At 48.6% G+C, this 21,439-nt stretch carries 17 protein-coding genes and 4 pseudogenes; 8 read left to right on the forward strand and 13 right to left on the reverse strand.

The annotated features are described in order from the left end of the window. Positions 1-19: 19 nt before the first annotated feature. Positions 20-270 (reverse strand): annotated as a pseudogene (locus C4N23_RS14415) (tweety protein). Between C4N23_RS14415 and C4N23_RS11825 the strand changes: the two are divergent. From C4N23_RS11825 to C4N23_RS11835, 3 genes and pseudogenes are all read left to right on the forward strand, one after another. Continuing rightward, complete coding sequence (locus C4N23_RS11825) at positions 244-441, forward strand: hypothetical protein (RefSeq protein ID WP_004612761.1); 198 nt, start codon at positions 244-246, stop codon at positions 439-441. The pseudogene C4N23_RS14415 and the gene C4N23_RS11825 overlap by 27 nt on opposite strands. Further along, on the forward strand, positions 442-2,112 hold the full coding sequence (locus C4N23_RS11830; RefSeq protein ID WP_112146238.1) for a recombinase family protein: 1,671 nt from the start codon (positions 442-444) through the stop codon (positions 2,110-2,112). It begins immediately after the preceding gene. 90 nt (positions 2,113-2,202) lie between these two features. Beyond that, positions 2,203-2,286, forward strand: a pseudogene (locus C4N23_RS11835) (Maff2 family mobile element protein); the annotation flags it as partial. 33 nt (positions 2,287-2,319) lie between these two features. Here the strand turns inward: C4N23_RS11835 and C4N23_RS11840 are convergent. Then, the gene (locus C4N23_RS11840; RefSeq protein ID WP_242983786.1) at positions 2,320-3,294 is read right to left on the reverse strand and encodes a Fic family protein; all 975 of its coding nucleotides are present in this window, start codon (positions 3,292-3,294) and stop codon (positions 2,320-2,322) included. A 57-nt stretch (positions 3,295-3,351) separates the two neighbouring features. Next, entirely contained in the window at positions 3,352-3,522 is a 171-nt protein-coding gene (locus C4N23_RS14095; RefSeq protein ID WP_179860563.1) for a hypothetical protein, read from the reverse strand. A gap of 64 nt (positions 3,523-3,586) precedes the next feature. On the opposite strand from C4N23_RS14095, the gene C4N23_RS11845 reads away from it, so the two are divergent. The 5 genes and pseudogenes from C4N23_RS11845 to C4N23_RS11875 all read left to right on the forward strand — a co-directional run bounded on the left by C4N23_RS11845 (position 3,587) and on the right by C4N23_RS11875 (position 7,449). After that, on the forward strand, positions 3,587-4,453 hold the full coding sequence (locus tag C4N23_RS11845) for a VirB6/TrbL-like conjugal transfer protein, CD1112 family (protein ID WP_112146242.1): 867 nt from the start codon (positions 3,587-3,589) through the stop codon (positions 4,451-4,453). A 13-nt stretch (positions 4,454-4,466) separates the two neighbouring features. Next, positions 4,467-4,832 carry a PrgI family protein gene (locus C4N23_RS11850; RefSeq protein ID WP_112146244.1) on the forward strand — a complete coding sequence of 122 codons (366 nt, stop codon included), beginning with the start codon at positions 4,467-4,469 and terminating at the stop codon, positions 4,830-4,832. Beyond that, positions 4,804-6,072 (forward strand): annotated as a pseudogene (locus tag C4N23_RS11855) (VirB4-like conjugal transfer ATPase, CD1110 family); the annotation flags it as partial. The gene C4N23_RS11850 and the pseudogene C4N23_RS11855, both read left to right, overlap by 29 nt. A gap of 458 nt (positions 6,073-6,530) precedes the next feature. Continuing rightward, positions 6,531-6,986, forward strand: a pseudogene (locus C4N23_RS11870) (helix-turn-helix domain-containing protein); the annotation flags it as partial. A gap of 28 nt (positions 6,987-7,014) precedes the next feature. Further along, positions 7,015-7,449, forward strand: a complete 435-nt coding sequence (locus tag C4N23_RS11875; protein WP_425349595.1) for an MATE family efflux transporter — start codon at positions 7,015-7,017, stop codon at positions 7,447-7,449. Positions 7,450-7,548: 99 nt separating this feature from the next. Here the strand turns inward: C4N23_RS11875 and C4N23_RS11880 are convergent, their stop codons facing one another. The 10 genes from C4N23_RS11880 to C4N23_RS11925 all read right to left on the reverse strand — a co-directional run bounded on the left by C4N23_RS11880 (position 7,549) and on the right by C4N23_RS11925 (position 21,399). Continuing rightward, entirely contained in the window at positions 7,549-11,376 is a 3,828-nt protein-coding gene (locus tag C4N23_RS11880) for a GLUG motif-containing protein (protein ID WP_242983787.1), read from the reverse strand. Continuing rightward, entirely contained in the window at positions 11,348-13,813 is a 2,466-nt protein-coding gene (locus C4N23_RS11885; protein WP_097838512.1) for an efflux RND transporter permease subunit, read from the reverse strand. Before C4N23_RS11885 ends, C4N23_RS11880 begins: the two co-directional genes overlap by 29 nt. Before the next feature lie 25 nt (positions 13,814-13,838). Beyond that, positions 13,839-14,174, reverse strand: coding sequence for a hypothetical protein (locus C4N23_RS11890; RefSeq protein ID WP_055189757.1), 336 nt, complete (start codon positions 14,172-14,174; stop codon positions 13,839-13,841). Between the two features lie 185 nt (positions 14,175-14,359). Continuing rightward, on the reverse strand, positions 14,360-14,791 hold the full coding sequence (locus C4N23_RS11895) for a hypothetical protein (RefSeq protein WP_005921183.1): 432 nt from the start codon (positions 14,789-14,791) through the stop codon (positions 14,360-14,362). Further along, entirely contained in the window at positions 14,781-15,845 is a 1,065-nt protein-coding gene (locus C4N23_RS11900; RefSeq protein ID WP_005946426.1) for an FUSC family protein, read from the reverse strand. Before C4N23_RS11900 ends, C4N23_RS11895 begins: the two co-directional genes overlap by 11 nt. A 33-nt stretch (positions 15,846-15,878) precedes the next feature. Continuing rightward, complete coding sequence (locus C4N23_RS11905) at positions 15,879-16,922, reverse strand: HAMP domain-containing sensor histidine kinase (RefSeq protein ID WP_097838510.1); 1,044 nt, start codon at positions 16,920-16,922, stop codon at positions 15,879-15,881. Continuing rightward, positions 16,922-17,632: a response regulator transcription factor gene (locus tag C4N23_RS11910; protein WP_005946428.1), complete on the reverse strand. Its 711-nt coding sequence runs from the start codon at positions 17,630-17,632 to the stop codon at positions 16,922-16,924. The genes C4N23_RS11905 and C4N23_RS11910 overlap by 1 nt, the downstream gene beginning before the upstream one ends. Continuing rightward, positions 17,611-19,044, reverse strand: a complete 1,434-nt coding sequence (locus tag C4N23_RS11915) for a phospholipase D family protein (RefSeq protein ID WP_112146248.1) — start codon at positions 19,042-19,044, stop codon at positions 17,611-17,613. The genes C4N23_RS11910 and C4N23_RS11915 overlap by 22 nt, the downstream gene beginning before the upstream one ends. Positions 19,045-19,254: 210 nt before the next feature. Further along, entirely contained in the window at positions 19,255-20,814 is a 1,560-nt protein-coding gene (cls, locus tag C4N23_RS11920; RefSeq protein ID WP_112146250.1) for a cardiolipin synthase, read from the reverse strand. Between the two features lie 381 nt (positions 20,815-21,195). Further along, on the reverse strand, positions 21,196-21,399 hold the full coding sequence (locus C4N23_RS11925) for a helix-turn-helix domain-containing protein (RefSeq protein ID WP_242983788.1): 204 nt from the start codon (positions 21,397-21,399) through the stop codon (positions 21,196-21,198). Between the last annotated feature and the right edge of the window lie 40 nt (positions 21,400-21,439).

The following is a 21,439-nucleotide window of genomic DNA, read 5'->3' on the forward strand; positions in this document are numbered from 1 at the left end:
CCCGTTGCACCCCCTGTTGCTATCCCGTTGCCGAGCCGGTTGCAGGACATTAGCCCGGGAAAATCCCTTATTTCCGGGCTTTTCTCCTTTATAACAACCAAAACAACAGAAAAATAAAAGAAAAGTATAAATAGTAACCATCGCCAGATTGAGATTGTTTGCAAGGTCTTTTGAAGCCCGTTGCCGGACTTCGTTGCCGACACCCTCTGTCTGGCTATTTTCATGTATGGAGGATAACTGCCTATGGCAAAAAACAAAACAGAGATTCATGTTACAACGGTGTTTGACGGGGAACTGGACGCAACCGATGTGTTCGTCAGCCTGATTTCCCAGAAATATGGGAAGACAAATACAAAAGAATATCTTGCTAAAAAGAAAGATTTGAAGTATAATGAAGATGAGGTTCAAAAGAGCCAGATACCGTCTGGATTGTGTGGGTAAATGGCTATGATGAACGAAATGGAATATAGAACAATCGGAAAGGCACTTGCCGGGGGCTATCGTGCAGCGGTCTATTGCAGGCTGTCAAAGGACGATGACCTGCAAGGCGAAAGTGCCAGTATCGCAAACCAGCGTGATATGCTGGAAAAATACTGCGAAAAGCAGGGATGGGAGGTTGTGGCAGTCTATCAGGACGATGGTTTCACAGGTCTTAATATGGAGCGTCCTGATTTACAGAGAATGTTGAGAGCCATTGAGCGCAGGCAGATCAACCTTGTCATCACGAAAGACCTCAGCCGTCTGGGGCGTAACTATCTGCAAACCGGGCATTTGATTGAGGACTTTTTCCCAAGAAACGGTGTCCGCTATATCGCCATGAATGACGGTATCGACACCCTGCGGGATAACAACGATATTGCCCCGTTCAAGAATATCCTGAACGAGATGTACAGCAAGGATATTTCCAAGAAAGTCCATTCCTCTTATCTTCTGAAAGCGCAGAAAGGACAGTTTACCGGGTGTCTTGCCCCGTTTGGGTATCGGAAAGACCCGGAGGACAAAAACCATCTGCTCATTGACGAGGAAACCGCCCCGATTGTGCGGCTGATTTTCGGATATGCCCTAAACGGTCATGGTCCGAACTATATCCGCAGACGGCTGGAGGAAGAAAAAATCCCCTGCCCCACATGGTGGAACCGGGAACGGGGGCTTCGCAATACCCGCACCAAATGGGAAAAGAAAGACCCGGAAAACGGGCGGTATATGTGGGACTTCTCAGTTATCAAAGACCTTTTGATGAATCCCGTCTACACCGGGGCGATTGCTTCCCAGAAAAAGGACTACCGTTTCAAAATCGGCACGATTGGGGAAAAGAAGCCGGAGGACTGGATTGTAGTGGAGGAACAGCATGAACCGCTGATTGACCGCATGAGCTTTGACATTGTGCAGAACAAGCTGAAATCCCGCCAGCGTCCGGGGCAGACCAATGAAATCAGCCTGTTTGCCGGACTGATAAAATGCGGCGAGTGTGGGAAGTCGCTGACGGTACGCTACACAAACGCAAAATATCCCCAGCGGATTTACTCCTGCAAGACCTACAACGCCTTTGGAAAGAACCACTGCACCCAGCACCGGATTGACTATGACACCCTTTACAGCCATGTGCTGCGGAAAATCCGGGAATGTGCCAGAGCTGCCCTGATGGACGGGGAAGCGGTTGCTGACCGCCTGACCAATACCTGTGAAGCCGAGCAGCGGGAACATCGGGAAGCAATGGAACGCTCCCTTACAAGGGACGAGGAACGGATTGGGGTTCTGGACAAAATGGTCATGCGGCTTTATGAGGATATGATTGCAGGGCGTATCAGTGAGCAGAATTTCAACACCATGCTGGAAAAGACACAGACCGAGCAGACGGAGCTTAAAGCAAAAGTGTCCGAGGGCAGAAAGCGGCTGTCCGATGAAGTCCAGCTTGCCAATGACGCAAAACAATGGGTGGAAGCCATTCAGGAATACGCCAACATCACAGAGCTGGACGCAGCCACCCTCAACCGCTTAATCAAAGAAATCGTCGTGCATGAGCGCATTGACGAAGATAAAACAAGACACATTTCTATCGAAATTCATTTTAATCTCAAACCCATCCCGGAGGTGGAACAGGTCACTGCCTGACCTGTCCCGCCGGGACGGTTCTCTTAACAACACCATATAGATTTTTTGTACGCCGCCGCCCGCCATCGAGCAGAGTTTTACACCTAATTGGGGATAAAACAGCTCATGGCTGGCGGCGGCGTTGCTCTGGTGGGCATCACCCTGATTCCCCTGCTGAGCGGTCTGTTCGGCTAAGAGCCGCAGGCGGGTTTTCCCGCCTGTACATAATCAATCTGCCAATTTATATGCCCAGTAGCGACCATTTCGCACTTTGACGAGCTTTCCTTCTTTTGTCAAGGTGTTCAGAACTCGACTTGCAGTGGCAGGAGAAACATCGAGAAGATTCTGTACATCGACGTTCTGGATAATATGGTTTGTGCGGAGAAATGCTGCAATTTTCGTCCAACGCACTTCTTCCTTGCTCTGTGCAACAGGCTGTTCATTGATTGCTTCGGTCAAAGCCTCTTTGATGATTCCCAGCATAAATTCGATAAAAACAGTTCCTTCACCCTGTGCATTAGACTGATTGATTGCTGCGTAATACTCGGTCTGATGGTCGTGAATGATGGATTCGATGGGAAGCCATGCGAATAAGGGATTCCATTTTGACAGCAGCAGTGTGTGCCAGAGCCGTCCAATACGGCCATTGCCATCTGCAAATGGATGGATCACTTCAAATTCATAATGGAAAACACAGCTCTTAATTAAAAGAGGAAAGGGACTATTTTCTGTCCACTGAATCAGTTCCTCCATCAAAGAGAAAACGTACTGCGGCAATGTTCCAAAATGCAGGACATTCCCCTTGTTGTCTACAACGCCAACAGGTCGGGAACGAAACTCTCCCGCTTCACGCACAAGTCCCTGCATCATCGTTCGATGCGCAAGCAAGAGGTCATCCATCGAATATGGATTCAACTCTGCAAGATGGTCGTAGATCTCGTAGGCATTTTTTACTTCAGCGATGTCTTTTGGAGGGGCAAGCACACGTTTTCCAGACAGAACAGCCGTCACCTGCTCCAAAGAGAGTGTGTTCTGCTCGATCGCCAGAGAAGAATAAATCGTTCGGATTCGATTCTGGCGGCGCAGAATCGGACTTGTGGAAAGATTCTGGGTGGAACTGATTTTGCCTACCAGTTCGCTGATCTCCATAACATCTGAAAGAGCTGCTTCTGTGATTTCAAACGGCGGTTTCTTGTTTCGCACGGTGTATACCTCCCATATCGTTTCTTTTATCATATCATTTCATCTATCATTCATCAATCAAAATTTTGAAAAAATGATAGATGAAATGAGACCATTGTTCCATACGGCGGCTTGAGCAGCAGCGGAAAGCCCTCTGCGGTTTGCAGTTTTATTGAATGTCCGTGCCCCAAGCCGTGTTTTTATCCACCCATCAATGAAAGGCGGTGCTTTATGCAGTTTTTGACCCACATTATTTTTCTCCTGAATCTTCTCAAGACCCTTATCAACCACTTCAGCTAAGGACGGTGACTGAATGGAAACCGTTCTCAAAGCCATTGCCGACTGGATCAAAGGCATCCTGACGGCAGGCATTATGTCAAACCTTTCCGGGTTGTTCGATGATGTGAACACGCAGGTGGGAAACATCGCACAGCAGGTGGGCACTAAGCCCTCCAGCTTTGAACCGAGAGTGTTCGCCATGATCGAAGCCCTCTCCCGGAATGTGGTGCTGCCCATTGCAGGCGTGATTTTGACCTTCATTGCTTGCTATGAATTGATTCAAATGATTACTGAACACAACAATATGGCACAGTTTGAACCGGCACTCATCATGCGCTGGATTTTTAAGACCGCTGTTTCGGTGTGGCTCATCAGCAATACTTTTGATATTGTGATGGCAGTCTTTGACCTTACGCAGAAAGTTGTGTCCGATTCCAGCGGCATCATTGCCGGAAACACCCGTGTCAACGACATTGGCTTGTCGATGTTGGAAGCCAGCCTGATGCAGATGGATGTAGGCCCCCTGTTCGGACTGTTTTTGCAGTCCTTCTTTATCGGCATCACCATGCGGATCTTGAGCATCATCATTTTTGTGATCGTCTACGGGCGCATGATTGAGATCTATTGCATGGTAAGCCTTGCACCCATCCCCATGGCGACCTTCGGCAACCATGAGCAATCGCACATGGGGCAGAACTACCTGAAATGCCTGTTTGCACTGGGTTTTCAGGGCTTTCTCATCCTCATCTGCGTGGCGATTTATGCGGTGCTGATCCAGAGCGTGGCAATTTCCGGGGATGCCATCAATACCATCTGGAGCATCGTAGGCTATACCGTTCTGCTCTGTTTCAGCCTGTTCAAGACCAGCTCCGTGACAAAATCCGTTCTCGGAGCGCATTAAAGGAGGTGCTTTATTGGCTGCGTATATTTCCGTTCCCCGTGACCTGACGAAAGTGAAATCGAAGGTCGCATTCAATCTGACCAAACGGCAGCTCGTCTGCTTTGGCACAGCGGCTCTCATTGGAGTGCCGCTGTTTTTTGTTCTCCGGGATTCCGGCGGCAACACTGCCGCCACCCTCGGTATGATGGCGGTGATGCTGCCGGCGTTTTTCCTTGGGATGTACGAGAAAAACGGTCAACCTATGGAAAAGCTGCTGTCGTACTATGTGCAGTCCCGGTTTCTCCGCCCGAAGATTCGCCCCTACAAGACCAACAACTACTATGCACTGCTTATGAAGGGAGGCGTGACCCATGATCCCGTTTTGGAAAAAGACCGATAAGGGCGGCAAGAAAAAGCCGCAGAAACCCGCTGTGCCCCGAACCGCCCAGCAGTCCATCCCCATGCAGCGGATGTTTGAGGACGGCACCTGCCGGGTGAAGCCCAATTACTACACCCGCACCATCCAGTATCAGGACATCAATTATCAGCTCGCCCAGCAGGAGGATAAGACTGCGATTTTTGAGGAATGGTGCAGTTTTCTGAACTTCTTTGATTCCAGCATCAAATTTGAACTGTCCTTTGTGAACATGGCAACCGACAGCACCGAGTTTGAAAAGAGCATCCGCATTCCGTTCCAGAAGGATGGTTTCGATGATGTTCGTGCGGAGTATTCCCAGATGCTGCGCCAGCAGCTTGCCAAGGGCAATAATGGTCTGACTAAGACCAAATTCATCACCTTTGGCGTGGAGGGCGAGAGCATGGCGCAGGTCAAGCCCCGTCTGGACCACATCCAGAACGATCTGCTGAACAACTTTCACCGGCTGGGTGTGCAAGCAAAGCCCCTGAATGGTGTCCAGCGGCTGAAACTCATGCACGATATGTTCAACATGGACGGTGCCAGCAAATTTCATTTTGACTGGAAAGACCTTGTGAAAAGCGGCCTTTCCGTGAAGGATGCCATTGCGCCTACCGCCTTTGCATTCAAGAACAGCCGCACCTTCCAGATGGGCGGTATCTTTTGCGCCGCCAGCTTTCTGAGCATCACGGCGTCCGACATCAGCGACCAGTTGCTGAAAGACTTTCTCGATATGGATTCGTCCCAGATCGTTACCATGCACATCCAGTCTGTTGACCAGAACAAGGCCATTAAGACGGTCAAGCGCACCATCACGGAACTGGATCGCAGCAAGATCGAGGAGCAGAAGAAAGCCATCCGTGCCGGATATGATATTGACATCATTCCGTCGGATTTGGCGACCTACGGCAGAGATGCAAAAGCCCTGCTGAAGGAATTGCAGAGCCAGAACGAGCGGATGTTCCTTGTTACCTTTCTGGTGCTGAACACTGGACGCACAGAGCAGGAACTGGAAAACAACGTTTTTCAGGCATCCAGCATTGCACAGAAGCACAACTGCAACCTGTGCCGCCTTGACTTTCAGCAGGAGCAGGGGCTGATGAGCAGCCTGCCGCTGGCTGACTGTCAGATCGAAATTCAGCGAGGACTGACCACCAGCAGCACGGCCATCTTCATTCCGTTCACCACACAGGAACTTTACCAGTCTGGCAAAGAAAGCCTGTATGCTGTATCGCCGGGAGCTGTTTGATTTTATTTCCGACTTTTTTGCGTTCCAGTGAGAACACCATATCTGGAGTGCGCTCAAAAAATCCTATGTCACGCGCCAGCTTGTCCCACACTTGCAATGGAACAGCCCTGTGAACTGCTGTTTCATCTTGCGCCCGCAGTTTGGGCAGATATGTTTACTTGCCCCCCATACGTCGAAGCGATAGTTTCGCTACAAAGAGAAATCTAGTAGAAATCCTCCGTTTTACGTTATTTTCTCGTCACGTTGTGTTCGATGGCGAGGGCGATAAACTCCGCAACAAACGCATTGAAAATCACATTACTGTTTCGGTGGTAATTGATATGGAGTGCGGAAACACAAAGAATTGAATATCTAACAATCGGCATAGCCGCAGACTTTCACAAAAAGCCTGCGGCTTTTTCTTTGCCCAAAAACAGAAAGGAGGCATCCGTGAAATGGCAGTTTTTCGGGTAGAAAAAAACAGCGACTACACGGTCATGTCAAACCACCACCTACGAAACCGTGCCTTGTCCCTGAAAGCCAAGGGCTTACTCTCCCAAATGCTCTCCCTGCCGGAAGATTGGGACTACACCCTGCAAGGGCTGGCCCGTATCAACCGGGAAAGCATAGACGCGATACGGCAGGCTATCCGGGAACTGGAACAGGCAGGCTACATCCAGCGTTCCAGAGAACGGGACGAGAAAGGGCGGCTGCGCGGTGCAGACTATGTGATCTTTGAGCTGCCGCAGCCCGTTCCTGCATCGGTTTCACCTACATTGGAAAATCCAACGTTGGAGAATCCCACGCAGGAAAACCCTACGTTGGAAAATCCAATGCAATTAAATAAAGATAAACTAATTACAGAAAAACAAAAGAAAGAGGGATTACTACAAACTACAGACATTCCTCTACCTGCCCGCCAACGGCATCGTGCAGGGAATGCGTCCCCTCATCAGCTACAACTACGGTGCCGGGGAGCACAAACGGGTACGCCGGCTCTACCAGATCACCCTCATCCTGAGCGCCGCCATCATGGCAGCGGGCACCCTTGGCTGTCTGGTGGCCTCGGAGCCTCTCATGCGGCTCTTTACCTCTACCCCGGAGACGGTGGAAGCCGGAAAAGTTGCTCTGCGGATCATCTGCCTGGGCTTTGTGGTCTCCGCCATCTCCACCACCTCTTCCGGCGCGCTGGAGGGTCTGGGCAAGGGCACGCAGTCGTTGGTGATCTCCCTGTGCCGCTACATCGTCTTCATCATGCCGCTGGCCTGGGTGCTCTGCCGACAGTTTGGCCCTGTGGGCGTCTGGAACGCGTTCTGGGCCACGGAAGTGCTCTCCGCCATCGTTTCCCTTATCGTCTACAAAAAGAGCGTCTGACACGTTTTCCGTATACGCAAAAAAGGCTCCGGGCCTGCACTCCCCTTTCACAGGGAGGCAAGCCCGGAGCCTTTTCCGTTTCAGCCCAAGGGCTGGTTTTTATTTGGTGTGCTGCTCGGTGCTCTGGTCGTCCGATTCAATCGGCGTATCCAGTTCCTCCACGGGGGCAGCGTTCTTTTTGGCCTTACGGGCCTTACGCTTGTGGATCAGCTTCCGTGCGAGGAATGCTGCCACCAGCAGCGCGGCTACCGTGCCGCCGCAGAGCTCCCAGAGCGGGATGCCCTTGGGCACAAAGGCCATGACGATCTCGGTCCCGGCAGCCGTAAAGGTGATGTAGCTGCCAAAGGTATCGGTAGGCACTTTGATCCATTTGCCATCCTGCTGGACATAGACGCTGCCCTGCTTGCCCTGCGGCAGATAGCGGATGGTGTGGGTCTCCTGCCCGTCGTCCGAGAAGTCCAGCAGCCACTGCTCGGTGGCATTGGCCACGCCGGACGGCGTCTGGGAGGTAACGCTCAGGGCATTGGAGCCGCCAAACAGGCCATCCACATAGAAGATCGGACGGCCGTTGATGCGGACATCAATGCTCTTCAGTGCCGGGGTGTAAGAGGTGTACAGCGCCGTGACCACGGTGTCCAGATGGAGGTCATCCAGCACCGGGGTGTTCCACTCGGCAAGGTAACCGTCTTTCTGGGGCAGTTCGGGGTAATCCGCCTCGGTAAACGATGCACCGTAAGTAAAGGTGCGCTGGTCCACGATGTGGCCGTCGGCCATAAAGGTCAGCGTCAGCTTCTGGAAGCCCTTGGGCGCGCCCTCCAGTGCCCGCATGGTATCGTAATCAATGGGCTCTGCCTGACCGGCACGGCTGATGCGGTCAACGCCGCGCAGGGTATCGGAGACAAACAGGTTCCCCGTGAACGTACCATCCTGGCCGCCGGAAATGGCGCCCCAATACTGACCGTTGGTGTTGCTGCTGCTCGTGGAGAGGGCCACTTCGGAGTCATCCCCGTCATCGTCCGGCTCATGGATCTCCACCATGGCGCGGTTATCCTTGATGATGCAGCTGTTGCCGGTCAGGACACTGTCCGCGCCCTGGCCCACGATGCCGCCAATGTACTTGCTGCCAGTCAGCTCACACTTGGCCCAGTTGGAGATCAGCTTTGCGGAGGAATGGCCTGCAATGCCGCCCACCTTGTTGTTGCCATCCACTTTGCCGTAAGCTTCGCAGCCCGTGATGTAGCCCAGATTCATCTCGCCGCAGATGCCGCCTGCCGCCTCTTTCTTGGAGGTAACGGTGCCCTCGTTGACACAGTTCATCACCACCGCGCTGATGGTGTACTCGGTGCGCAGGAGCGAACGGTTCTCATCCTTATCGTCGTCTTCGGGGTCAAGGGTGTTTTCCACCGCCATGGTACCCGCGATGCCGCCCACATTCATGTCGGCTTCCACGGTGCCGCGGTTGGTGCAGCCCTCGATCTTGCCCTCGTTCTGAGCCGTCAGGTTCTCGGACTCATCTTCAAAGATGTTCTTGCTGCCGGGGTCGCTGATCTCTTCCACAGCATCCAGCAGCAGGTTGGAGACCACATTGATCTGGTCGTTGATGGAGCGGAGGTTGCTGGTGAGGGTGTTGCTGGCCGAGAGCATATCCCGGTTGAGGGTGCTCATCTGGTCGGTCATGTTCGTCACAGCGTCAAACAGTTCATCCTTGGTCGCGGTCATCTCGGAAGAGGGGCGCGGCACATGGATGGGATCCTGCTCCGCCAGCCAGTGGACGATATCCGCCGCCTGGCTGGTCATGCTGGTCAGGCCGCTCATGCCCTCCGCCATGATGCCGAGGCTGGCGGACATGTGGCCCAGCGTTGCGCTGGTGAGGGCGGAATCCGTCTTGAGGATATCCAGAGACTTGTCAAAATCATCCGCAGCCTTGCCCAGATCCTGTGCGGCATCGCTCAGGGAATCCAGACCCGCCTGAATGGAGGCATTGCCGGAACTGATGTTGCCGGTGTTGAAGCCCAGCTTATCCAGAATATCTTCCAGATTGCCCAGCTGGTCGCCCACATTGCCAAGCGCGCCGGACATGCTGGTAAGGGCAGAAGCCATCTGGGGATTGCCCTGCTCCGAAACGAGGTTGGCGGTGTTGCCCAGCAGCGCGCCGATCTGCGTGGCCCGGCCTGCCATATTGCCCACGGCGCGGGTGACCTGCTTGCCGGCGGAAGCCAGCTGGCCGTCATCGGCCAGCAGCGTGGCGCTCCGCAGCAGACCCAGGCCGGTGGTCAGCAGCTTCATCTGGCCGCTCATGCCGGAGCCCAACGAGAGGATGCTCATGGCGGAATTCGCCACCTGCAGCAGGGAGATGGCTGTTTTGATGTGATCGTCCACCGCGTCACCGGACACGCTGGAATAGCCGCCCAGAATGGTGCTGATGGCGCTGCTCAGGCCGCTGTCATCCTTGCCCGGCAGCGAGGCGATCAGGTCGTCCAGGCCCTTGCTGATCTGCTCCAGACCCTGCTTGCTGGAATCCAGCGCGTCGCTGGCCTTGTGCGCGCCGGAAGAAGCCTTGGCCAGTGCCGTGGAGGCGGTCAGCATCTCGGCCGCCATCTCCGCGGTGACCCACTTGAGCTGGCCCACGGCGGTGGTCATCTTATCCAGTGCGTCGACACCCGTGTCCATCACGGGCTCCAGCCGGGTAAATGTATCGGAGATGAGGTCTCCCGTGCGGTCCACCTCGTCCGCCACTTCGTCAAAGTAATCGCCTCCCTGCTCCTGCAGACGGCGGGCTGCCTGCACGGCAGTGTCCATCTGAGAGTTCAGGGTGTTGAGGTCGGTATTGAGGAGGCTGGTGCTGCCGTCCATGTCATCGGCCGCGCCGTTGACCATGGTGTGCAGCGTGTCCAGCTCGGTGCGCAGACGGTTGATGGTGCTCTGGTCCAGGTCCAGCTCCACATAGGGCTCTGCCTGGCCGGCAATGCCGCCCACGTCCTTGCGGCCCTGTACCAGGCCCTGGTTGACACAGCCGGAGATCAGGCCATCGGTCCGGCCCACGATGCCGCCCACGTTATAGCCTACATGGGCATAGCCCACGTCGCCCGCGTTGGCACTGCTGAGGATCAGGCCGGAGGAGCGGCCTGCAATGCCGCCGGTATCCGAGGAGACATTGGAGATGTTATTGCTCAGGTCATCGCCCATATCCTTCTTGACCAGCTCCAGCAGGGTGGCCGGGAGGCCCTCCATATCGAGGGCGGACTCCTGATACTCGGAGTTGACGGCGCCCACATTGGTGCAGCCGGTGATGACACCGAGGTTGTAGCCCACGATGCCGCCGGTGGCATACGCACCGCTGACCATGGCACGGGAAGTGCTGTGGTCGATGGTTCCGCTCGTCTCATTGCGGCCCACCAGACCGCCCGCCTCCTCCTCGCCGTGGACAGCACCGGAGAACGTGCAGTTGATGATGGTGCCGTAGTTGGTGCCCACCAGACCGCCTGCGGTCTTCTGGGTACCAGCGGGATTGACCACACCCTTGATGGTAAGGTCCTGAATGGAACCGCCCTCTTCCAGGATGCCGAAGAAGCCGGCTGGAGAATAAGCCCCCACGAGGCTGACATCCGAGATGGTGTGGCCGTTGCCCTTGAACGCGCCGCTGAACGACGCAACGGGGGCCCACTCCGTATCCTCCAGCGAGAGGTCTTCCTGCAGGATCACGGTCTTGCCTTTGGACCACTGATCAAAGCCGCATTTGTCGGCAAAGGCCAGCAGGTCCGAAACACTGTTGATGTAAATGGTATCCGTCGGCGCGGTGTCGGCCGCAAATACCGGCAGCGCCGCCGAAGCCGCCAGCACCAGTGCCAGCAGCGCAGCGGTCAGGCGGTGCAGCAGCCGGGTGCTGCCCGCCGCAGACTCATTCGTCCGCATGGGAGTCGTTTTCATCCTGCACCTCCTGTGAGATTTTACCAGAAAGAACGGTAAGATGTACGTTTCCATCCACAACGGCGTTCATGGTACCGGCCACGGAGCCGTTCACCTCGCCCTGCACCATGCCATTGACACGCACCCGGCCGCTGGCCGTGTTGGTGTGCAGCACCACATGATGCATGGAGAACGAAGTTTTATCCACCAGCTTGCCACCCACCAGCAGGATCTGCGGCAGGACGAACAGCACCAGGAAGATGGAGATGATGGTACCGCGGCCCAGGCACTGGCCGATGCCCACGATGCAGGCATCGGACGTCATCTGACCGATAAGGGTACCGGCCACCGTCATGATGGTGCCGGAAGTGAGGATGGTGGGGAACGCAAAGTTCAGCGTCTCGATCATGGCTGTCTTATGGTCCATCTTATCCCGCAGCTCGTTGTAGCGGGTTGCAATAACGATGGCGTAATCGATGTTTGCACCCATCTGGATGGAGCTGACGATCAGGTAGCCCATGAAGTACAGCGGCGTGTGGATAAAAGCGGGGACGGAGAAGTTGACCCAGATCGCGCCCTCGATGACGAGGATCAGTAGGATGGGCATTGCCACCGACTGGAACGTGAACAGCAGGACGATCAGCACGATCAGCACGGAGACCACGCTGACCACGATGTTGTCGATGGCAAACGACTTCTGGAAGTCGTACTCGTTGGTGGCGTCGCCCGCCAGATAGATGTCGCCGTCCGGGTAATACTTCCGGGCGATGGTGCGCATCTGGTCCGTGAACTCATACATTTCATCCCCGCTCTGGAGGCTGGGGTTCAGGTAGACCAGAATACGGTTGTAATCCGCACCCTGCAGCTGGGCCTTTGCGCTCAGCATCTGGGTCTGGGCATCATGCAGGTCGTTGATCTGATCCTGGTCCAGGCTGACAATGCCGGAATCGACCTCGTCACAGACGTAGAGGAACATATCAATGAGCGGCACACTGTAGTTGGAGAAGTTGCCAATGACCTGGCCGTACTCATCATTTTCCAACGCGTAGCCTGTGTAGACCACTTGGGCCAGCTCGTAATCCAGGCCCGCCATCTCAGAGAACTGGCGGGAAGTGAGCCGGTCTTCCAGCATGTAGCCGTCCATGGCCTCAATGTTGGAAAGGCCGCGGGTGTGGTCCACCTCATCGTGGCTTTCCAGTTCTTTGATCATGGCTGCTTCCACCCGGTAATCGTCGTTCTTTGGTACGACGAGAGCCACCAGGTTGGACTTGGTAAAGTTTTCGTCGATCATGTTATCGGCGATCTGCGTCTCATTCAACACTGGCGTCTTGATCGGGCCGTAGCCATAGGCGTAGGGGCACTGTGTCTGGAAATGGTAGGCAAACACCAGCATCACTGCAAAGACGATGGGAACGATCTTGCGGGTTTTGTAAGCATAGCGGCCCACGAACGAGATCTTGGGCACAAAGTTGCGGTGCTTGGTCTTGCTCATGTAAGGGCCAAACAGCATCAGCAGGCCGGGCATGACCACGAAGACCGACAGCATGGAGAACAGGATGGCCTTGATGAGGCAGATGGCCATATCCGGGCCGATCTTGAACTGCATGAACAGCATGGCCACCAGACCGCCGATGGTGGTCAGGGAGCTGGAACTGATCTCCGGGATACTCTTGGCCAGCGACTCGATGACCGCCTCTTTCAAGGGCAGGGTCTCGTGTTCTTCTTTAAAATGGTTGCAGAAGATGATGGCGTAGTCCAGCGAAAGGGCCAGCTGCAGAATGTTCGTGACCGAGTTGGAAACGAACGAGATGGTGCCCAGCAGGAAGTTGGTGCCCATGTTGAGGATCATGCCCACCACGAAAGTGAGCAGCAGCACGGGAACTTCCGCATAGGTCTGGGAGGTGAAGATCAGCACCACCACAATGATGATGGCAACATACACCATGATGACATTGACTTCACGCTCAATCGTCTCCTCCTGCGTATTGCCCAGCGAGGTGGAAACGTAGATATCGTAGTCTTTCAGGTACTCCTTGACGCTTTCCAGCGTTTCCAGGCACTGGTCGTCGTCCTCGGGGTAATCGAATGTGATGGAGTACAGCGCCGATACATTATTATAATGGGCGGTGGTATCATCGTACTCGATCATCTGGATGCCCCTGAGGCCCGCCAGCTCGTCGTTCAGCTGGTCTGCCTCGTCCGGCGTGATGTTTGCCACCATGACATCGGCAGAACCGTAGGTGGTAAACTCTTTTTCCATAATGTCCAGGCCCATGCGGGTCTCGCTGGTCTTGGGCAGATAGGTGGTCAGGTCGCTTTCCACCTTGACCCAGCTGCGGGAGAAGATGGTGAAGATGGTTCCCAGAATGACGATGAGGAACACAAGGTTGCGCCGCTCAACAATTTGCAGCGCGAGCTTGTGCATAAAATCGTTTTTGGGCTGTTCCTGCTCGGTCATCGTGTTCCCTCCTCTCGGCATTGCATTACTGGAGTTTTGCAAGGATTTCCTCAGCCGTCATACCGCTGGCCAGCAGCTTCTTCAGCACATCTTCTGCTTCGCCTTTCTTTGCTTCTTCCATTGCCTTTGCTTCGGCGGCAGCTTTTTTGTTTTCGGCTTTAGTAAGTTCCTTGGTGGCGGCTTTCAATTCTGCTTTCTTGGCTTTCAGCTGCGTCTTCAGATCATCGAGATTTGCAGTCAGCGCAGCAACCTCAGATTCGATTTTTTCCTTTTCGGCGGTCTTTTCTGCAACGACGGCTGCATAATCAACGTTGGCATTTACAATACGGGTCTTATTCTTGCTTCCCTTGGGTCTTGCCATAATAATTTCCTCCCATACAGTGAAATAATTTGATACTTACAAGTATATTCCAAATAGTCAGAATTGCAATAGGTAACCTGAGCTGTTTTCAACTGCTACTGTGCCACATCAGAAGGTAAGGCTTCATAATGGCAAGATACTTATCGCGTGCAGAACTTTCGTGCATATGCTTCTTGAGAATCCATCTAGTGAATACCGACACCCTCCATGATCTTTTCTATCCAATTTGTGGAAGAATCATTTTTCTCACTAAATGACCCCAAATAATGTGACGAACTCTCAACCTCTATTATTACACCATCCGGCATTCTGTATTTTTCTAAACTGAGATTCAAACCTTTAAGTGGGATTGTTCTAGCCAGTTGAGGGATAGAAACTGTATGGAGAATATCAATTTTTGATAAACCTCTATACGTTTCTGTCTTTTCGGCTTCACTTAGCAACCGTTCTGCATACTGATTTGAAATAACCTGTATGCGAAATTGTTCTTTTTCATCCTCGGTCATCTCAAGTGGAACGCCGTGCAATGTGTCTACAATATAGGACGAAATTTTGGCGAAGTGCTCGTCAAAATCAGTGGTATTCAAATTTTCTTCCTGATTCACTTCACTCTGCATGTACGGTCACCTCACTTTCCTTTTTTTTAGGCATAAACCAATAAAATATAACACAAAATGCTAAAGCAAACACAACACCAAAAACATTTTGACTCACTCTAAGACTAACCGCTCCTTGTAGTCCATATGTCTCTGCAGCAATGGCTAAAGCACCAAATGTGTTAAATACTGCCTGCCAGCCATATTGTGCTGAAAATCCTACACCGATTCCACCAAGAATTCCTATATATGCATAGATTGACGAAGGAAGCAGAAAATATAATACTGTAAAACATATAACACCTGCAATATTTCCGACAATCCTTTTACGGACTCTGTAGTGCATATCTTCCATAGACGGCAAAATCACGGACATGGCCGCAATACCAGCCCACATTGCACGTGGCATATTACAAAGTTCTGCAATGCAAAGGACAATCGGTACGCATAAAATCTGACATATCTGCCATTTTGTTCTGGAAGAAGTGATATCAAATTCTTGTATCAGATCTTTCAGATTTCTTTTATAAGTTCTGTTTTTATGATTTCGATAAAATACGAAGCAGGTAAGTGCTGCACCTAAAGCCATTCCGACTAATCGCATCTGATAGCTTTTTCCCGTAACATCATAACCATATAGCAGCAGATACCCAAGAACCAATGTAGATTGATTAAACATGGATGGATTATGGCATCCGAACAGAATCAACACAGCCAGTGCCGCAATATTTAACAGCATTCCCAATACCGGTGAAAACTGATTTGCTAAATGCGGACATACAGTCATAATTACAAAGAACAAAGCCAAAAGCATCGTAGATTGTCCGGTGTGGATCCCCAGATCCGCATTCCTAAACACCATGAGACATAATAAGACTACTACACCTACAATGCTGTTCTCATTTCCAAATAGGATGCTGAAAATACTAACAAAGAAAAAACAAAATGCCATTGTAGCAGCTATCTTCACCAGATATACCCACATATGATATAATTTTTCTTTTAGTGTTTCACTCTTTTTCAACAGGTTTTTAGAACCTGCCTGATTTAACTGCAACTCCTGATAAAATGTCATATAAATTCTCCCATCTTCTAATTTATCTTAAAACTAGATAATCTCATCTTTCTGCTTTGGCAGCTCTATAACAAATCTGCATCCACCATATTCACGGTTTTCTGCTTTGATTGTTCCTCCGGCACTATCTACAATCCGTTTTACAAGTGCAAGACCTAGGCCATTTCCTTCTGCTTTATGAGATCCATCTACCTGATAGAACTTGTCAAATATTCTGGATTTTACATCATCCTCTATTCCTGGTCCTTCATCTTCCAGAATGAACTTAACAGAATCCTGTTCTTGTTTCAGAAACATCGTAATTGTCCCCTTTGAAGGGCTGAACTTAATCGCATTATCTAAAAGATTTATCCAGATATGCATAAAAAGTCCTTCATTCGCAGTATATTTAACTTCCTCCAATTCTACCTGAAAACCAATTTCTTTTTCTGTCCATTTTGTTTCCAATGAAAGAACTGCCTGGCGGATCTGTTCATCCAGACGATATTCTGTTTTTTTCATTGGTATATTCTGATTCTCTAACTTGGATAACAGCAAAATATTACCAACCAATCCGGAAAGTCTTTGGGTGTTAAATAAGATTTTTTCTACATATTCCTCTTGTTCCGGAGACAGTTCTTCTCCCTGAAGCAGCATTGTATATCCTTCAATGGCATTAATCGGGGTCTTAAACTCATGAGAAACATCAGATACAAAATCCATCTGCAGCACCTCTGTTGCACGAAGTTCTTTTGTCATAACGTTAAAACTTTGATAAGATTCTCCAACTTCTGCTATACGGCTGTTCGTTTCCAAATGCTGTTCAAAATCTCCCCGAGAAACTTCCTTCATTGCTTTACTAAGTCTTGTAATTGGTTCCAGTAACTTTGCATTAATAAAGGAAGTGATCAGCCCTGCAATCAATGTATTGAAAATCAAAAGCCAGCCAAGCACAGGTATGCTGCCCGGCAGATTAAAAAAATGATTCAAAAAAGCAAATAATAACGCAGATATGACTGTTGAAAATACAAGTGCCAGCCAGATTGCACCAGTCAGACAGGATCGGATCCGCAATCCTTTTTCTTTCTTTTGTTCCATTATTTTTTCACCACCTTGTATCCAATTCCACGCATTGTTACGATTTCAAAATCAGGGTTATCTTTCAAACGCTCCCTGATTCTTCCTATATGTACCTCTATCGTATGTGGGTCTGCCTCCGTCTCGTATCCCCATACTTCATCCATCAACTGTTGTTTTGTAAATATTCTGCCTGGCGAAGCTGCAAGCTTATATAAAAGCAGGAATTCTTTTTTAGGCAAAACAAGACTTTCCTTATCAGTTGTAACCGTCATTGCATCATAATCAAACTCTGTTGAACCGATCACAATTTTGTGTTCATTCAGTATCTGTGCACGGCGAAGCAGTGCTCCGACTCTTAAAACCATTTCATTCACATTTACCGGTTTTACCATATAATCGTCACTTCCCGAAAGAAATCCCTGGCGCATATCATCAAAGGAACCTTTCGCAGTGATCATAAGTACAGGTATCTGATATCCTGCTGAACGGAGTTCCGACACCAGTTCATAACCATCCATAACCGGCATCATAATATCAGAAATGATCAGATCAATATATTCCTTAACCAATACTTCTAATGCCTGTGCTCCATCCGATGCACTTTTGACTTGATATCCATTCTTCTCAAGCACTTTTTGGAATAGCTGGCTTAATTCTTTATCATCTTCTACAATCAATATTTGAAACACGTTTTCCTTCCTCCTTATTAAAACAGATACCTTGCCCATCCAAGCAGATGCTGTACCAGAAATATTTTTCTCTGACGTTTCTTTGTTAATTCGATTGGCTCTACATGATATGGATCACGATAGGTTCCATCTTCCAATACCTGGCGGGACACTCTTTCATATTCCATCATGCCCTCTTCCAACTGTTTATTAATATCTTTACTGCGAATTACAAGCATCAGTTCCGTATCCAGATATGCACTTCTCATGTCCATATTAAAGGAACCGATTACAGACAGATCATCGTCAATCAGAATACTTTTTCCGTGGTATGAATAACCGCCTTCATATTCCCAGATATTAATTCCTGTACTTAAGATTCTATTTCTGTTTTTCGCATAATCGGCAGCCCCAAATGGATTCCCATTATTCGCAACTGAATTTGTCATGATAGAAAAATCTGAAACGTTCTCTGCAATCTCCTCCCATGTATTATACATCATATCATTACAGATAATATATGGCGTGTGGATCTTCACACGATTTTTTGCATTTTTCATCAATTCTCCCAACTGATACCACACTACTGGTTCTTTGGAACCTGTGTGAATAGGATTTGACACTAATGCAATCTTTTCTGTCTCAAAAGTTTCGTCCGTGTAATCGGTATCGCAGATTCTTTCCTTATTCTTTTCAAAATATTTCTGATAGCCGTTCTGCAGCTCTAAAACTGCGTTCTTTACAGATTTTCTATTTGCCAGTTTTTTATTGTCATGAAAATAATCACTGTCTTCTTGTTCCCATATCGTTTCAAAATACTCTAACAACTGGTTAACTGAATTTTCTTTCTCAGGTTCATCGCAAACCACTAACACGTCTCTGTCATAGTTCTTATGTCCCGGAAAATCACCCAGGAAATAATTGTATGTATTTCTTCCCCCAAGAATATATCTCTTTCCATCTGCAATCAAATATTTATCATGCATTCTACCCATTATTTTCCACGGTTTCAACGGATTGGCCTTATTATACAGTTTAATTTCAACATTCTCATGGGAAGATAATCCATAGAAATACGGATTTCCTTCCATATCAAGCCAGCTCTCCATTCCATCTACTAACAGACGAATATGTACACCTCTGTCTGCCGCATCATGCAGTGCTCCTAAGATCAATTTTCCACTTTCATCGGATTGAAATGCAAAAGTAGAAAGAATAATTTCCTTTTTTGCATTCTTGATCAAACGCACTCTTTGTAAAAGCGCTTCTGGATTCTTTTCTATGATTACTGCCCGTTCTGTATTTTCACTGCATTTGTTCCATGACCCATTTTTTGTTTCTTTTTTGGTTGTATTGGACACTTCCGGCTGCTTTTTATATGCAACGCAGATTCCGAGCAATTCATAAAAAGCCACACATAAAAAAATTGCCAGTACAACAAGAAGGATTTTACATATTTTATGCTTTTTCATTGTACATCACCTGATTCCTTTTTATTTCTTATTCTTATTCATTAGCAATACAATACAATGGAAAACTCAATTTAACCTCAACAAGGTTTGTTTTTTCATCCATGCAAAATCTTCTTTGTACAACAGACTGTTAGATATAGCAAAAACGGCCTTTCAAAAACAGTTAACTTCTAAATCAACTGTTTTTTGAAAGGTCGTTTCATCAGATTCTTATAGCAATCCAGCAAATAATCTCATAAATAATTGTCCCAGTCGCAAATATGCACTTCGTCCGGTTTGATATTGGTCTGTCACATCACGACATTCTCCCATCGTTCTTATCAGATCATTTTTTATTTCCACAACTGCCTGACAATCTGCCATAAAACAGCCGTTTTCAAAATGGTGATATAAACTTCGATAATCCAAATTAATTGTTCCACAAGTTGCCATACAGTCATCTGCCACACTCATTTTTGCATGACAGAAACCAGGAGTCCACTCATAAACACGAACACCATGTTTAACTAATCCATGATAAAAAGAACGAGTTACATTATAAATGAATTTTTTATCAGGGATACCAGGTGTGATAATTCTTACGTCTACCCCTCGCTTAGCAGCCAGACATAACGCATGCGTCATTTCATCTGTTATGATTAGATATGGAGTCATAAACCAACAATATTTTTCAGCTTTATTTATCATACTGATATAAACTTCTTCTCCGACCTGCTCATTATCCATAGGACTGTCTGCATAAGGCTGAACAAAACCTGTTTGCTGTGCTTTATAATCGTAATGAATAATGTATTTACTAAAATCAGTATCATTCGTAGCTTTTTCACTAACAGCATTCCACATTTCTAAAAATGTCACTGTAAGCGACTGAACAGCATCTCCTTCTAAACGAATACCTGTATCTTTCCACTGTCCATACGGGTGTGTGTAATTAAAATATTCGTTTGCTAGATTATATCCACCTGTAAATCCGACTTTTCCATCAATAACTGTTATTTTTCTATGATCACGATTGTTCAAAAACAGATTTAAACCTGGCATAAACGGATTGAATACACGGCAATGAATTCCTATTGTCTCCATTTTTTTCACAAAATCTGTGTTAATAAAGCCTATAGAACCCATATCATCGTAGAATACTCTAACTTCCACACCGGCTTTTACTCGCTCTTCCAGAACATCTTGAATCTTATGCCATGCTTCAGCGTCTTCTATCGCATGATATTCCATAAAGATAAACTTTTGTGCTTTCTCCAAATCCTTAAGCTGTGCCTCTAATCCTTTCACTGCTTCATCAAAATACACAATATCCGTATTCTGATAGATTGGATACTGCGAATTTCTTTGTATGTAACTTGCTATATTTCCTGCTTTCGGAATTGTTTCTTTTATTCTGCTCAAACACTCCTGACTGTCCGGAAGCATTGGTAACAATTTTCTATCAATTTCTGCATACCGCTCACGCATTTTATGTGTGCCACCATTCAAACCAATCAACAAATACAGGCCTACACCCATAATTGGGAAAATTAGAATTAAGATGACCCAAGGCATTTTCATAGAGGATGTCTTATTTGATGCGTACAATCCCAAAACCAAGATCCCACTCAAAATCCTTGTAAATAAATTTATGACTTCTGCATATTCATTCAAGCGTGTTACGATAGTAATAATAAAAATCACTTCCAGAAGAATGCAGATTATGGAAAAACACAGCCGTTTTACCCCATTTTTTGTTTTTGCTTTGCCCTCTAAAGTATCTTGTTTCATATATATTCCGCCTTCCTACTTGCTCAGTTTTCTCCCTAAATTTCGTGGAACATACCAATTTTGTCTTTTATTCTCTGCATTTCATTACACCGGACTGGATAAGTTTGGTGCGGATGTCCTCATACAGTGAAATAATTTGATACTTACAAGTATATTCCAAATAGTCAGAATTGCAATAGGTAACCTGAGCTGTTTTCAACTTCCAAGGCAAATCTTATTCGGTATGCCCGAAGATCGTCGCAAATGTATTCCTTCAATGGTAACAATCATGGAGATTAGTGTTTATCTGGAGATTACCAAAGGATAAATAGAAGCAGTATTAAAGCCGTTCACCACGCAGATTTTCCAGCGTGGCGAACGGCTTTTTTGCTGCCCCTATATTTACAGGTAGAAGGAATCGAAGAAGTCTTTTAATGTAATTCCCAAACCCTGACAAATTCTTTCAATCGTCTCTACGCTTAACTGCCCTCCTCGACGGGCAGTACTTTGGATTGTGGAGTACGATATCCCGCATTTTTTTGTCAACACACATAGATTCATATCACGCTCTTGCATCAAATCCTGAACACGCTTGATCGTATCCACGAAAACCCCTCCCATCTTTTTAGTTCAAAACTTTTCCAAC

Origin of the sequence: Faecalibacterium hattorii, from assembly GCF_003287455.1 — a bacterium.
Lineage (GTDB): Bacteria > Bacillota > Clostridia > Oscillospirales > Ruminococcaceae > Faecalibacterium > Faecalibacterium hattorii.